Here is a 16,547-nt window from a genome sequence, read left to right as displayed (position 1 = left end):
ATTTAGCTAACTCATTGATATTTAATAGCGTTAACAGATAACAAATAACTGTTAACAGAGACCATTACTTATGATAAAAGGATTATTGTTTGATTACGGAGGCACCATCGACACCAACGGCCTCCACTGGGGGAGGGTTCTTTGGGATAGCTACGAAAAACACCAAGCTGGTGTACCAGAAGAAGCATTCCTCAAAGCCTATTCCTACGGAGAAAGAGCCTTGGCTATTAACCCGATTATTGAGCCTCGGCACACTTTTTTAGATACATTACAACTGAAGGTAGAACAGCAGTTTCTGTTTTTGCGCAACGAAGGCATAGACCTACCCGCCTCACTTGGCAAGGCCATTGCCCTCGATTGCTATCAGTTTGCCAAAAGCTCTGTTCAACAAGCAGCGCCCGTTTTGGCTCAATTGGCCGACCGCTATCCTTTGGTAATGGTTTCTAATTTTTACGGAAACTTATCCACGGTCTTACAAGACTTCGGGATCGCGGGGTATTTCCAAGCCATCGTTGAGTCAGCCGTTGTGGGGGTTCGGAAACCCGATGCGGCCATTTATGCCTTGGGCGTACAAGAACTAGGTTTTGCCGCCCACGAATGCGTCGTTATTGGTGATTCGTACAGCAAAGATATTGTACCCGCTAAAGCCGTTGGTTGCCAAACCATTTGGCTCAACGTCAAAGGTTGGGAAACTACCGAGGTAAGTGTTGAAGCTGACGTTGAAATTGATGACTTTGGGCGGATCCCTGAGGTAATCGGCGGGTTGTAAGCAACCCTTGACACACAGACGGGTTGTGAGAAACCCTTGACACGAACAAAACGGGTTGTGAGCAACCCTTGACACGAACAAAACGGGTTGTGAGCAACCCTTAGCACATAGACACCAAAATCGTTAACAACCATGTATGACATTTGCACTATTGGGCACATTACCCTCGATAAGGTAGTGACCCCGAAATCAACCAACTACATGCCAGGTGGCACTTCTTTTTACTTTTCAAAAGCATTGCAAAATGCCGAAATAAACTACGCCCTCGTTACGGCCGTAGCGACGGAAGAGTTAAAAGTAGTGGCCGACTTGCGTAAATCAGGCACCGAAGTATTTGCCTTACCTAGCGAGCACACGGTGTATTTTGAAAACATTTACAGCTTTGACCAAAACCACCGTGAGCAAAACGTTTTGCAAAAAGCGACGCCTTTTGATGTACCCGCCCTTCCCGACCTCGAAGCACGGATTTTTCATTTAGGCCCGTTGCTTTCCGATGATATTTCGGCGGAGTTGGTGAAAGAACTGGCACGTCGCGGCATGGTTTCGTTGGATATTCAGGGCTTTTTGCGTTACGTTGATAACAAAAAAGTACGTTACCGCGATTGGGCCGACAAAAAAGCATTACTTCCTTATATCGGTGTTTTAAAAGCCAACGAATTTGAAATGGAGGTATTGACAGGCCACCACCGCGTCAAAGACGGGGCAGAATATTTGGCTGATTTGGGCGTTAAAGAGGTAATTATCACCTTGGGAAGCCACGGCTCGGTGATTTATACCGATGGCGTATTTCACAAAATTCCTGCGTTTACCCCATCTCAAGTAGCTGACGCTACGGGTTGCGGCGATACCTACATGGCAGGGTATTTGTATCAACGCATCAAAGGGGCACACGTACAAGAAGCAGGAGAATTTGGCGCGGCCATGGCTACGATTAAAATCGAAGCATCGGGGCCATTCTCTGGTGATTTTGAAAAAGTAGAAAACGTACTAAAGTTTGGTGCTCACAACGGATACCGAAAGGTCTTTTCGTGGTCGGAAGCCCTGCTTCAATAGCATTGTTATTATGAAGAAAAGTCTTTTTGTCTTTTTGTTTGCAGCCATTCCTTTTTTAATTTCTGCCGTTTCGCCCAAAAGTGCGGTAGGTGAATCTCCCCTGCCCGACCCCGAAACATTTCCCGTGCCCAACGGTATTCCAGGGTTGTTGTTTTACATTCAACGCGACCCCAATACCAACACGATTTGCTATGAGCTAAATGTGGACAAAAACGGGAAGTTTGAGGAAGAAGACCCCGTTCATGTTTTCTGGATTCGCTATCCAGAGGGAGGAATGCGCAAGGAGCTCAATTTTATCCAGCGTAAGTTTGCGTACGGTATCAATGTCAAAGCCAACAGCAACGGAAGTTACGATTTGCGTTCGGTGGCTTACTCGAAGCTACCGCTACATTTACGAAAAGATGCCCATAACAAATACCACGTTTATACCGACATCAATAAAAAAGAATGTATCCTCAGTCGGGTTTTTATTCGCATTGATGGAGGCTCTTTTTGGTCGCCCAACGTGCTTTTTATCGAACTCAAAGGTACTGACGTCATATCAGGAAAAACAATGGTTCAACGCATAAAACCGTCTTGATTCGGAGTTTCTACCAAAGAAAAAGCCCTCCCTGAATTGCTCAGAGGAGGGCTTTTTTATGATCTTGATTTTTGGAATCGTGTAGCGGCTTGGCTTATTCTTCCGACAAACGAACTGCCGTTACTTGGCTTTTTGTATCAACATTCAATGGACTGTCAATCAAAACCGTTGTTTGAGTAAACTCATCTGCGGTAGGCAACGCTGCTAACAATTTTGTAAAGTTCATTTTTACCATTGGTAAACCTGGATTTTCGTCAACAGTTGGTAAAGAGGCCAACAATTTTGCACCACTGATACGCGGAGCAGGTGTTTCAATATTTTCATCAGTTACTGGCAATGATGCAATCAAGATTTGCGGAGTCATTGTTGAAACTGATACGAAAGTGGCAGCATTTGCATCTTCAGTTGGCAAAGTAGCCAACAATTGAGATTCAGCTTGAGTGAATTTTCTAGTAGGTTGAGCTTCTGCTACTGTGGTTAAACCTACAAGACTTAATGCGATGGTTGTGATAAGAGATTTCATGGTTTTATTTATTTTATGTGGCTGTAATTCTGTTTGTGTTTTGCTTTTTGTTGATACAAAGATTGCCTGTTTTCGCCATTCGTGAAAGTAGTTAATGACGAAGGGTATTTTTCAATGACGAACGACCTAAAATAAATACAAACGGAATTATATTCTGTTGAAAATTCTAAAAACGCCCATAAAAGGGTTAAAACAGGGTTAAATGGGCTTAAAAACGAGATTAAAACCAAATTTTATTTTACAATAACATATTAAAATAGTGCAATTTTTGAATTATAGCCAATAAAAAAGCCGTTTCAGTCGAAACGGCTTTTTTGATTAAAAATTTAAAATCTAACTCATTTTTTGACTTTTCGTACAATGTATGGTATGCAAATATCCACTGGACAACAATTAGTGCCCGCTTCGATAATCACTGGACAACAGCCGTTGGCAGGACAGGTCTTGTTTGTTGCTGTGAAAGTGTAAGTACCCACTTCACTCAATAATACTACGTTACCCGTCGCTACTGCCGTCGAACCACCGTTCTTGAACCATTGGACATTCGTCAAACCTGCGGGTACACTCACTTCCAACTTCTGACCTGTACACAAACCGTAAGGCACTGTGAAGCATTGCTGATCAATGTCGTCTTCACCACCTTTGCCGTTGCCTGGCGTGCTGTCTCGGTCTTTCTCGTTGGTCTTGCTGATTTCCGCCGTATTCAGATGTACACCCGCTTGCGTTGCTTTCACTTGGTAGCTCAACGTCACCGTGTCACCATTCGCAGGTGCGCCTGCCGCCGAAATATTGCCTATGTTCCACGTAATCACGTTCCCACTAATTGTTGCACTACCTCGACTTGGACTAAAGCTTCCGCTTACAAACTGAACCGTCGTCGCAATTGAATCTACCACTTCCACACCTGTCGCGTTCTTCGTCCATTCGTTCCACACCTTAATCGTGTACGTTAACACGTCTCCCACTCGCGCAATTTTCTTGTCAATCGATTTCTTCAACGCCAAGTCAATCGTGTCAATACACGTTTGGGCATTGATTGTCGCTGGTACTCGACTCGTACTTACCGCCGTTGGACAAGTAGGGTCAGTGCTACGTGCTTGCGCATAGAAAATAGTATTCGCAGATACCGTGCCACTTGGTTTGAAACTCAAGCCTGTTGCTAGTACTGTTCCACCAGTTTGTTGACTAAACCATTCGACCGTCGCTAGCCCCACTACCGTCGCCTTCAACGTTGGGAAAGTATCCCCGATACAAGCCGTCAAACTTGGTGTCAGCAACTGTGGCATCGCTGGGTTACAGTTACAATTGACACCCGCGATAATCGTGTCTGACTTACAAATCGCGCTCAAGCTATCAGTAATAATCACATTCTGACCCGATGGAATGCCCGATACTGTATATGGGTTACTTCCACTCAAAGTGCCTTTGTTCACTTTCACAATACCCAATTTGTTGGCCACCGTGAAGGTGAAGCTGTAGGTTTGGGCGTCGTTTGAACAGACTGGGGCAGCTGAACTAATTGTTGATTTGATACAAGGTTGTTGACAAACTGGTACAATCACCTTGACCGTATCCTGGCAACCATTTACTGAATAAACAAAGTCAAAAGACTTGCCTTGGGCTGTAGCGTTGGTGATACTTACCAAACCAGAACTACTCACCGTCGCGCCCGTTGGGTTACCCGTCAATGCTGACCACGTTCCTCCCGTCGGCGTCGCTGACAATTGTACACTTGCTGGCACACTGCCATTTGAACAAACTAACGTCGTGTCTTTTCCTGCACTTGGTTTGGCATTTACCGTTACTACTACATTGGCCGTGTCTTTACAGCCTGCGGCGTTTTGAGCTACCAATACATACGTCGTCGTTCCCGTTGGTTTCACCGAACTTGGCACTGTTACTGCCGTGCCGCTTGCTGTACCTACTGTCCATACTGGACTCAAATATGTGTTGTAGTTTGTAATCTTTGTAGTCAAATCCACTGACTCACCTGCGCAGATCGTCGCAGAACCATCAGCAATTACTGGCTTGGCATTCACTACTACTTGTGCTGTATCTGTACACGTTTGACCACCACCCGTTACCGAATATACAAACTTATACGTGCCTGCTGCGTTCAAACCTGTGATGTTGCCATTAGCGTCAATTGTTGCTGCCGAAGGGTTTGCAGGACTACCAATCGGAGCCCACGTGCCGCCCGTCGTCACGGCTGTCAGTTTCGCCGTGGCTGTTGGTTGACACACCGCCGCCGCATCTGGCCCTGCATTAGGTTTCACACAACCCGCGCATGGAGCTACCGTCACCGAGATCGTGTCTTTGCAACCTGCGGTCGTCGTATAAATAAACTGGTACGTGCCTGCTACACTCATTCCTGTCACGTTGTTTCCAGAAATTGTCGCCGTCGCTGGAGTCGTTCCCAGTTGTGACCAGCTTCCTCCCGCTGGACTTGGCGATAGTGTTATACTTGTCGCCAATGTATTAGTCGCGGCATTCACACAAGCTAAAGTCGTGTCTTTGCCTGCGCTTGGTTTGGCATTTACCGTTACTACCACGTTCGCCGTGTCTTTACAGCCAGCTGCATTCTGAGCAACCAATACGTAGGTCGTCGTTCCAGTTGGTTTCACCGAAGTTGGCGTTGCTACTGCCGTTCCGCCCGCTGTGCCTACCGTCCACACTGGACTCAAATAAGTATTATAGTTTGTAATCTTCGTCGTTAAATCTACCGACTCACCTGCGCAAATCGTCGCGCTGCCATCGGCGATATTAGGCTTGGCATTCACTACTACTTGTGCTGTATCTGTACACGTTTGACCACCACCCGTTACCGAATAAACAAACTTATACGTTCCTGCTGCATTCAAACCACTGATATTGCCACTGGCATCAATCGTCGCTGCACTTGGGTTGGCGGGACTGCTTATCGGTGTCCACGTGCCGCCCGTCGTCACTGCCGTCAACTTCGCAATACTCGTCGGTTGACACACCGCCGCCGCATCAGCACCTGCATTCGGTTTCACACAACCTGCGCATGGGGCTACCGTCACCGAGATCGTGTCTTTGCAACCTGCAGCCGAAGTGTAGATGAATTGGTAAGTACCTGTCACGGTCATACCCGTTACGTTATTACCCGTAATCGTTGCAGTAGCTGGCGTTGTCCCAATTTGTGACCACGTACCACCCGCTGGGCTTGGCGACAGGGTTATACTCGTCGCCAAGGTATTCGTCGCAGCATTTACACAAACCAAGGTCGTGTCTTTGCCCGCACTTGGTTTGGCATTCACTGTTACTACCACGTTCGATGTGTCTTTACAGCCTGCTGCGTTTTGAGCTACCAATACGTAAGTCGTTGTGCCTGTTGGTTTCACTGAACTTGGCGTTGTTACTGCCGTACCGCCCGCTGTGCCTACCATCCACGCTGGACTCAAATAAGTATTATAGTTTGTAATCTTCGTCGTTAAATCCACTGACTCACCTGCGCAAATCGTCGCAGAACCATCGGCAATTACTGGCTTGGCATTCACTACTACTTGTGCTGTATCTGTACACGTTTGACCACCACCCGTTACCGAGTACACAAACTTATACGTTCCTGCTGCATTCAAACCACTGATATTGCCACTGGCATCAATGCTTGCCGCCGAGGGGTTTGCGGGGCTGCCTATCGGTGTCCACGTGCCGCCCGTCGTCACTGCCGTCAACTTCGCAGTACTTATCGGTTGGCATACTGAGGCCGCATCAGCACCTGCATTTGGTTTTACACAGCCCGCGCATGGGGCAACTGTCACTGCAATCGTGTCTTTGCAACCTGCGGTCGTCGTATAAATAAACTGGTACGTGCCTGCTACACCCATTCCTGTCACGTTGTTTCCAGAAATTGTCGCCGTCGCTGGAGTCGTTCCCAGTTGTGACCAGCTTCCTCCCGCTGGGCTTGGCGATAGTGTTATACTTGTTGCCAATGTATTCGTCGCAGCATTTACACAAACCAAGGTCGTGTCTTTGCCCGCACTTGGTTTGGCGTTTACCGTTACTACTACATTCGCTGTGTCTTTACAACCTGCGGCGTTTTGAGCTACCAATACGTAGGTCGTTGTTCCAGTTGGTTTCACCGAAGTTGGTGTCGCCACTGCTGTGCCACTCGCTGTACCTACCGTCCATACTGGACTTTGATACGTGGCGTAATTCGTGATTTTCGATGTTAAATCAACTGTTTCACCTGCACAGATGGTGTCAGAACCATCAGCAATCACTGGCTTGGCATTCACTACCAAACGGACATAAGCCGTGTCTGCACAAGTCAAATCACCCGTTGTATTTACTACCACTGCGTAATATTTCGTTCCAGCCGTCGTCAACGCTGCACCGCTCGGCGTGAAAGTCGCGCTCGTGGCACCACTCACTGCTGTGCCTAAGCTACTTGTTGTGTCTGCCAATGGCCCGTACCATTTATATTCTACGCCTGTACTTGGCGCTGCGGTAAAGGCCGTGGCTGCACTGCCAGCACATATCGTTTGTGCTTTTGGCGTAGCTAATGCCACTGGCTTGGTACACAAGATACACTCAAAAGTATAAGTCACTTTCGCACTCGCATAAGCACGCGTCCGCTGTAGGTAGCGTAAATTGCCACCGCCACCTGTCAACGTCAAACCAGACAACGTACTGACATTCAACGGTACATTACCCGTCCCAATAAACGGTGCCAGCGCCAACGCAGTGTTGTAGGTAAATGTCCCACTCACCGAATCTGCTATCATTGGGTTGAGGTACATGTCATCGTCGTCAGTTGCATCTCCCGTTGTGTTCGTTACCCAACGTGCATCAGTGCGAGGATCTTTGAATACTGTCAAATAATCACTTACCCATGACTCCATTCGACCCAAAGTCGTTGGTGTGGGCGTTGGTGATGGAATACTATCGCCTGCCCAACTACCCGTGGCAGGCACCAAAATACCCCCTGGCAATGTCGTTTGAGGTATCAGCATCTCAATCATGTTCGTCGCGATGTCAGTCCCATTCAAATTAATCGTCGCCTCTGAGCTTGCTTTGGCATTAAACGACTGTGATTGCGCGGCCCTGTTCTCAAACACAAATGCCGTTTTGCCCCCTACTGTATATTCCAATTTCACTGATTGCAAAACACGCGTACCACCTTGTTCATCAAACTTTGGTATCACAATTGGCAATGAATTTAATTCGGTTACATCCATTTGCGTGGCGTATTGATAAACCACCGTGCTTGGCGTACCTTGAACACAAGTTACGGCGCACGTTCCTGGGTCTGTCACGACCAAAGTCGTCGAACAGCCCGTTACATTGTCAGTAATCGTCAAGGTCACGTTGCCTTTGCCTGCGCTTCCTGCTGGCGTGCGTAATGGGGTATTTAATCCGCAATTAATTGCCGTCGCTGCGCTGCCGTTTGACAACGTTATGGCCAATGGATTTCCGCCTTGCGTGGCCGTTACCGTGAATTTATTCGTACTCATCGGTTCGGTGGACACATGAATGCTGAACGTCATGTAGTCATCCGCTCCGTTTTCAGGCGTACCGTTGGCATGACAAAGTGTCGTCACCGCAGGAACCGTGATTTTGCTCACATCCAACTGAACAAAGGCCGTATCCGCACACGTCACATCGCCCGTGGTATTCACCACTACTGCATAATATTTTGTACCAGAAGTACTTAATGCTGCACCACTTGGCGTAAACGTCGCATTGGTTGCACCGCTGATGGCCGTACCCAAACTGCCCGAGGTACTCGTCAGTGGACCATACCATTTGTATTCCACGCCCGTGCTTGGCGTTGCAGTGAAAGCTGAGGCAGTGCCGCCAACGCAAATCGTTTGTTTTTGTGGTGTTGCTGAGGCTACAGGTTTTACACAGGCTGTTGAGCAATAAATATAAGTGACCGTTATTTCGGCACTCGCTGACGTCTTAATAATTGAATTTAGGTTTCCTGAGCCACTCACTAAAGATGCCCCTGTTGCACGAGCAATAAACTCGGCATTACCCGTTCCCGTAAATTTCGCCAAATCGGTTGAGCTACTGTAAAGCCAACATTTGGTATTGTCCGAATAAACTGGCGGAAAATAGGTCATATCATCGTCATCGGTCAAATCCCCTGTTTGGTTCGTCACCCAAGTTGATGATAAAGTAGGATCCACCAAGTTATTCAAATCATTATTTACGGCTGCCGACATCGCTAACAAGGTCGATGGTGGCGAGACAAAAGTATTATCGCCTGGCCATGTACCCACAGCAGGCACCAACACTGCACTGGTCACATTTTTGGGGTAATTGGTGGCCGTAAAAGAATTTGTCTCAAAATTTACCCCGTCTAATTTGAACGTCGTCGTTCCCGTCGTTTCGATATTTACTTCAGAGGAAGCATTATCTGTACTTTCGGCCACCCCCCAGTTTACGATTGATTGGTTGACCGTCAAAAGCACATTTTTTAGGGTGCGCGTTCCTCCCATTGTGTCAAATTTGGGAAGAGCAAGTGTATCACTCCAATTGGTGCGTTTGAGCGGCACCGTAAATTTGTATTCTGACTTCCCTGCCACTTCTGTACCTGTACAAGCATTCGGCAAACACATAGCTGGCGCAGTATAAATAGCCGTTTGCTTACATACCCCATCACTAAACATCACTTCTACTGTATCGGCCATCCCGTCTGAGTTCAGGTCTGGAATGGTGTAGGAAATGGGGCTAGTAAATGGTGGTAAAAAATCTTGGTAGCCTTTGCCTGGAATTCGTACGCGTAAAAGCCCCGTTGAAGGTGGAGCCGTAAAGGTAACTTGCCCACTTACGCTAAACTTATTGGTAGCAGGTGTGCAGCTTGAGGCATTGGCAGTAATTGCTAGGCTTCTTACATCCAACTGAACAAAGGCCGTATCCGCACAAGTCGCATCACCCGTAGTATTCACCACTACCGCATAATATTTTGTACCAGAAGTAGTAAAAGCTGCACCACTTGGTGTAAAGGTCGCACTCGTTGCGCCGCTGATAGCCGTCCCCAAACTACCCGAGGTGCTCGTCAATGGGCCATACCATTTATAGTCCACACCTGTGCTTGGCGTTGCTGTGTAGGCCGTCGCCGTACCGCCAACGCAAATCGTTTGTTTTTGAGGGCTTACCACTGCGATAGGTTGCGAACAAGCCGTTGCCGTTGCTTGCAAACACACTTGGTCAAACTTAAACGCCATGTTATCGCCATTGTACGTTCCTTGGGTGTAAAATGTCACCCGCACATACGCAGTACCTGCGGGTGCGGTTCCCGTTAACGTATATTTGCCTAAAGTGAACGGTGCCACATCCACATCTGTATCTACTTGTACCGTCTGACCACCTGACAATAAGGTGTTGGAGGCGTTAAAAAACTGGAGGCGGATTTGACTATCCTGACCTGGATCGTGCGTTCCTCCATATACATTCAAGGTAAATGAAGTCCCTGCTGTTGTATTAACATTTTGATAAACAGACGCATAATAAGCATCTGCATTGGCACTGCGGATATACCCATACCAGCTGCCACAAACAGCATAAGGATTATCGTTTGAGAATAAAATCGTTCCTCCTGGGTCATTCGTAGCTTGCGTCCACGCCGACAAATCTGACCCCTCAAAACTTGGGGTCGTAATTAAGTTATTACTACAATTACAATCCACCGCTGTACACGTCACTGCTGCCACCGTAATCGTCGTATCTTTATAACAATTGTCAGAGCCGTTGTACAACCTTAATATATACGTACCTCCTGTATTGGGTATCAAGGTTTTGACATCTTTATTGGCCGCATAGGCCGTCGCCGAGGCATACGCAGGGCCATTATAAGTGGCAGCACCTGCGGCACTAATGCCACATTTGTCGGTATTAGTAGCCGAAATAAGGGTGATTTTACCGTTGTTATTCGCCGTTGAGCCTGTACACGTTGGAGCCGTTTTTGCCAGTTGAATACCAGAAGGGGTAACGCAAGAATTCGTACCACAAGCAACAGCACACAGCCCGTCCACTGCAAATCCATTGTCCTGCCCACCATCCGTTGATATGTAAATTTCAAAACGACTACTTTCCACTAATGGCGTTACGTCTAAACAGATGTACTGCCAATTTAAAGTCTTCCAATCTACAACTTGTCCAGATGCCCCAGTGTAGGCAGCCCCCGTAATGTCCTTAACATTGGTAGAGGCAGGCAAAGTAAACTTGACGTAATCGCTTGTGGTAGAAGTCGGTGTAACTGAAAAGTTGGCAACTGTAGCCGCAGGAGTTGTTGAGCCCCAACCATCATACATTTCAAAATTGAACGTAGAAGTTACGTTGGCATTGGGTTGGGCAGGATCAAATTGTGCAGCCCAGAAACATACACGATAGCATTGGTCCTTGGTCATTACCACTCCATACCCTGCAGTCGGCCACAAACATCTATTAGCCCCAAAATTTGACGGAATGGCAAAAAACCGATTTTGGTCTTTTGCCCCAGTACCGCCGTTGGTAGTTCCATCTACCCAGTAACCTACATTGGCGGCAAAACCATCTACAGGATGATCCCACACACCACTTGCAGTAAATGGCAAATAAACAGATTGGCTTCCGCCAAATGTCGTCATTTGCGTCGTTACTCCGTTTTTTGTACTGGCCGCAAATGTTCCACTTTCTAGGCTTCCATTCGTAAATTTATTACCCACACAGGTTTGAGACTTCCCTGCAAAGGTTATCATCAAGAATGTCATCAAAAAGTACCATCGACTTATGTTCCAAAGCGATACATTTTTTTTCATTGAGGTAAGTTTTGGTTTATATAATTTCTCAAGTAACAGTACAGCTAAAGGCTTAACCAATGATTTAATATGACATACTAAAACACAATTATTAAAATAAGCCCAAAGACGTTCCAAAAAAATACAATTATCATACCAATACTTAAAAAATAGCCCAAATATGTACAAACTCAAAAAAATAAGGCTATAAAACCATATATAAAAGTAGAATACTGCATACCAATCCCTCTACTCAACATCCGTGCCACGTTCCAGCAACCTATCTTCTTCGATTAGCAAATAGTCTTCAAAAATGGCCTTTAAGCCGTTTTTGAAGCCAAAACTTGTGTATAAACACTTTTTCAGGACTTTTAAACTCCTCTTAAATATATACCAAAAATCACTCTTTATGGTAAACAATATTACAGTATATTAACCATAACGAAACAGAAGATTACCAATCAGAAAATATTACAATTATTCTTCTTCGGATATGTATATATCCATTTGTATTTATTAAAATAACAACATAAATGGTTTATTTTTTTTACAAAATGAGTAAAACATGCTTGTTGTATTCAAAAAATAGCAGCACAAAAAACATCAAAATCCTCATTACTAACACATTACCAAGAAAACTCTATTCAAAAAAATAACACTAAAAGACATATAAATAGAAAAATAAGCACAAAAAATGGGTGCCGAATTGCTTCGACACCCATAGATATGAGACCTTTCTCTCAGATTATTTTACGCTAACTTACAGCTTCTTACCTGCCTTCTTGGTCTGCTTGATCGTGAACGGAATACACAAATCAACTGGGCAGCAGTTTTCACCTGGCACGATGATGACGGGGCAACAGCCCTCTGCTGGACACGTCTTGTTGGTAGCCGTGAAAGTGTAGCTTCCAACATCTGTCAACAACACCGAATTGCCACTCGCCACTGGCGTTGTGCTACCGCTCTTGAACCATTGTACATTGGTGTATCTCGCGGGAATACTCACCTCCACTACTTCTCCTGGACATAATTTCACGGGAACCGTAAAACACGCACGGTCGATGTCATCTTCCGTATCATCGTGGTTACATGGCGTCGAATCCACATCTTTCTCGTTGGTCGTACAAATCTCAGCCGTATTGAAGTGAACTCCTTCTTGCGTTACTTTAATCTGATACGTCAACGTCACCGTGTCGCCATTCGCAGGTACGCCTGCCGCCGCGATGTTGCCAATAGTCCATTTTATCACATTGCCACTAATCGTCGCACTACCTCGACTTGGACTAAAACTGCCGCTCACAAACTGTACCGTCGTCGCGATGCTATCCGTCACCGAGACACCCGTTGCATTCGTCGCTGATTCGTTCCACACTTTTAAGGTATAGGTTAACACATCCCCAATCTGAGCAATTTTCTTACTAATCGACTTGGACAAAGCTAAATCCACTTCTTTCGTGCAATCTTGCGCATTAATCGTCGCGGGAACGCGGCTTGTGCTCACTGCCGCTGGGCAAGTTGGGTCGGTGCTACGTGCTTGCGCATAGAAAATAGTATTCGCAGATACCGTGCCACTTGGTTTGAAACTCAAGCCTGTTGCTAGTACTGTTCCGCCAGTTTGTTGACTAAACCATTCTACCGTCGCAAGACCTACCACCGTCGCCTTCAACGTCGGGAAGGTATCACCGATACAAGCCGTCAAACTTGGCGTTAGCAATTGTGGCATTGCTGGGTTACAGTTACAGTTAGGAGCCACAATCATGGTATCAGCCTTACAAACTGCACTCAAGCTGTCAGTAATTATTACTGGCGAACCTGCTGGAATACCTGTTATCGTATATGGATTATTACCCGAAAGTATTCCTTTGTTAGTTTTAACAATGCCAATTTTATTATTGACCTGAATCGTCAACGAATAAGTTGAATAATCGGCGGAACAAGATGGCGTCCCTACTAAGCTAAATGTTGACTCAACACAAGGCACAGAACAATTTTTAGTCGCCGTCGTCGAATCTTTGCAACCGTTTAGGGTAACTACTAATTTCACCACTTGACCCGATGGAACTCCCACAACTGTACTGCCTGTCACGGTTCCTTTATCTGCCGTAACGGTAGCTCCTGACGTGGCGCTAAATGCTACATCGTAAAACGTACCTGCTTGATTACATGTAGTGGATGTTACACTAATCGTTGGCTTGGGCTTAACAGTAGCTGTTACTGTTACTCCGCTGCTCTTGCACGTTGCATCGCCATCTTTTACACAGGCTACGTAATAATTCGTATTCGATGTCAATACAGGTATCGTATAACTTGTACCTGTTCCTACTTGTGTTCCTAAACCTGCATCACTAAACCAGGTCGTTGTATAACCTGTGCTACAGCCACTGGCCGTCAAAGTCGCACTTGTTCCTGAGCATACCGATGCTCCTGTGCCCACTGGCGTTGGAGCTTGACAAGTAACACACGGAGAATAACGAACAACCGAATCTATTTCACAACCAGTACCAAAAATTGGAGTACCGTCTGCTAACTCAAGCATTCCCCATACTATAAAGTCATCTGCATCAAACGCTTGCAAAATCGCAAAGTCAGTATTGCTGATTGTTCCACAAACGCCTGTTTGATCACCAGTACCATCTGCAAAGGGGATTCCTGGTACGTTAAAATCATTGCTGTGTTTCAAACTGATGGCCCATTTGCGGCCGCCTGTTCCTGATACATCCAAACAAATTTTATGAAGTCCGCCTTCACAACTTGCTACGATATTGGTAAACTTAAAGCCAGTACAAGGGGCAGGCGAACAACTTGGTACTTGGACAGATACATTGTCAGTACAGCTTGTATTGTCTTTATCTCGTATGATAATAGCCATGTTGGCAGCGCCATTCCATGTCAAATAACTTACAGTCACAGTTTTGGTCTGACCATAAGCTCCCGTTTGAATTACTGTTCCATTATACACAGCTTCCCACAAATTGCTTGCTCCTCCTGTACCAGTTACAGTTAAATCAAATGTAAACAAATCGTCTGTTACCTCAGGCGTATTTTGCCCTGCGATACATTTGATAACTCCTAAAGTTGCATTCAAATCGCAATTGGGGGCACAAGTTTTAGAATCTGACACTGTCGAATCGCACCCATTCAGGGATGCAGTAAGGCTAAACGTCTGTCCACTTGGGATACCTGTTACTTGATTTCCTGATACCGTTCCTACGCTTGCGGTTACCGTTGCGCCCGCCGTTGCTGTAAAAGTTGCAATTACCGTTGTACCACTACATGTAGTGTTAGTTATCGAAAGTGCAGGTTTTGTTTTAACCGTTGCGGTTACTGTTACGCCACTACTTTTACAAGTTGCGTCCCCATTTTTTACACAAGACAAATAATAGTTTTTGGTAGCAGTTAAGACTGGTGTTGTGAAACTATTGCCTGTTCCTTCTTGATTATTCAAGCCAGTATCACTAAACCAAGTAGCGGTGTAGCCCGTTGTACAACCACTGGCGGTCAAAGTCGCTGTATTATCTGGACAAACTGACGCGCCTGTGCCCGTAGGTGTGGGGGCAGTGCAAGGTATCTGACACGTCGGCGATGTTACTGTTACATCTCTTGTACAGCCATTCAACGTAGCCGTAATCGTCACATCTGTACCTGCTGGTATATTGCTTACCGTAGTACCACTCACAGTACCTGCATCAGCACTTATTGTTCCGTTGCTGGTTACCGTTACGCTATACGTCAATCCATTCTGAGCACAAGTTGGAGTCCCTGCCGTCAACGTTGGCAAAGGCTTTACAGTCGCAGCTACCAATACTCCTGTGCTTTTGCAGGTAGCATCGCCGTCTTTCACGCAGGATACATAATAATTGGTAGTTGTTGTCAAGGTAGGCGTTTCATAGCTGTCTCCTGTTCCAAGTTGACTGGTCAAAGTTGAATTACTAAACCAAGTAGCTGTATATCCGCTTGTACAACCCGAAGCCATCAAAATCGCCGTTTCTCCACTGCAAATGCTAGCATCTGTTCCTGTTGGCGTTGGTGCAGCACAAGCGGGGCAATTAGGAATCATTACAAAATAATCACCTAAGCAATCAGAAATACCTTCTAGCATAAACCAAAGGACAAAACCATTTTGACCTGGATATTTCACCGTATTAACGTTATACGGTCCCCAATTAACCACTTGACCATTGGTAATTCCCCCCTCAATATGTTCCTTCCCATTCCCATTTGCATCTAATTTTCTGTCTAATTCGGCGGCATATCCCGCTGGTATCCCTGTTACCGAAAATGTTCCCGAAACTTCATCGTCACTTTCATCAGACGTTCCTTTACAATCTCGCTGTACGGTTACGGTTACATAAGGTGGATTTAGGTTGAGTGGATCCCAAGTACAACCTGCTCCTGGCGAACAAGCCTGGGGTGGCGTAATGGTCGTGGTAGTAGAACAATTACCACTACCTGCTGTAATGGTTACGTTTAGGACACCTCCAGAAATGTTGTATTGACTTTCAAACTCCTTGGCTTCCCCAATATTTTGGCCACCTACGTTTGTCCCATTGATAGAGACCGACACATACCCTCCCGTTTCAGCTGTTGAGGAGGTAGAATTGACTGTCAACGTAAAGCTAAACTTATCGTCAGCTGTTGTTGTCGTTGTCATGTTGTTACAGGTAATGTTGGTTACTTCAGCAGTAAGGGTACACTGAGCATAAGTTGTAGTAGTGGAGAGAACTCCCACCATGAATAACATTCCTATCATCCTGAGGCAAAAAAGCATCAGCTTTGTTTTTTTGTCAGGCAGATTTTTGGTTTGGAGTAAGAAGGCGAATTGGCTCATAATTTTTTTCAATTTAAAGCACGGTAAAGTTTACTAAATAGCAT

6 protein-coding genes are annotated in these 16,547 nt (G+C 45.8%); 3 read left to right on the top strand and 3 right to left on the bottom strand.

What is annotated here, in order from left to right:
• The first annotated feature begins 70 nt into the window (after positions 1-70).
• The 3 genes from K339_RS0119130 to K339_RS0119120 all read left to right on the top strand — a co-directional run bounded on the left by K339_RS0119130 (position 71) and on the right by K339_RS0119120 (position 2,402).
• Positions 71-769, top strand: coding sequence for an HAD family hydrolase (locus K339_RS0119130; protein ID WP_028525040.1), 699 nt, complete (start codon positions 71-73; stop codon positions 767-769).
• Between the two features lie 132 nt (positions 770-901).
• Positions 902-1,822 (top strand): PfkB family carbohydrate kinase, encoded by a 921-nt coding sequence (locus tag K339_RS0119125; protein WP_028525039.1) that lies wholly within the window; start codon positions 902-904, stop codon positions 1,820-1,822.
• A gap of 10 nt (positions 1,823-1,832) precedes the next feature.
• Entirely contained in the window at positions 1,833-2,402 is a 570-nt protein-coding gene (locus K339_RS0119120) for a DUF4833 domain-containing protein (protein WP_028525038.1), read from the top strand.
• Positions 2,403-2,496: 94 nt separating this feature from the next.
• On the opposite strand, the gene K339_RS34185 is transcribed toward K339_RS0119120, so the two are convergent.
• The 3 genes from K339_RS34185 to K339_RS0119095 form a co-directional block, all read right to left on the bottom strand.
• A complete protein-coding gene (locus K339_RS34185) occupies positions 2,497-2,925 on the bottom strand; it encodes a hypothetical protein (RefSeq protein WP_037301123.1) in 429 nt (142 codons plus the stop codon).
• A 338-nt stretch (positions 2,926-3,263) separates the two neighbouring features.
• On the bottom strand, positions 3,264-11,696 hold the full coding sequence (locus tag K339_RS0119105) for an Ig-like domain-containing protein (protein WP_157607658.1): 8,433 nt from the start codon (positions 11,694-11,696) through the stop codon (positions 3,264-3,266).
• Positions 11,697-12,435: 739 nt separating this feature from the next.
• A complete protein-coding gene (locus K339_RS0119095; protein WP_028525035.1) occupies positions 12,436-16,503 on the bottom strand; it encodes an Ig-like domain-containing protein in 4,068 nt (1,355 codons plus the stop codon).
• Between the last annotated feature and the right edge of the window lie 44 nt (positions 16,504-16,547).

The sequence above is a fragment of the Runella limosa DSM 17973 genome (genome assembly GCF_000482465.1).
GTDB lineage: Bacteria > Bacteroidota > Bacteroidia > Cytophagales > Spirosomataceae > Runella > Runella limosa.
The sequence above is the reverse complement of the archived record's forward strand: the minus strand, read 5'-3'. Positions and strand labels throughout refer to the sequence as shown.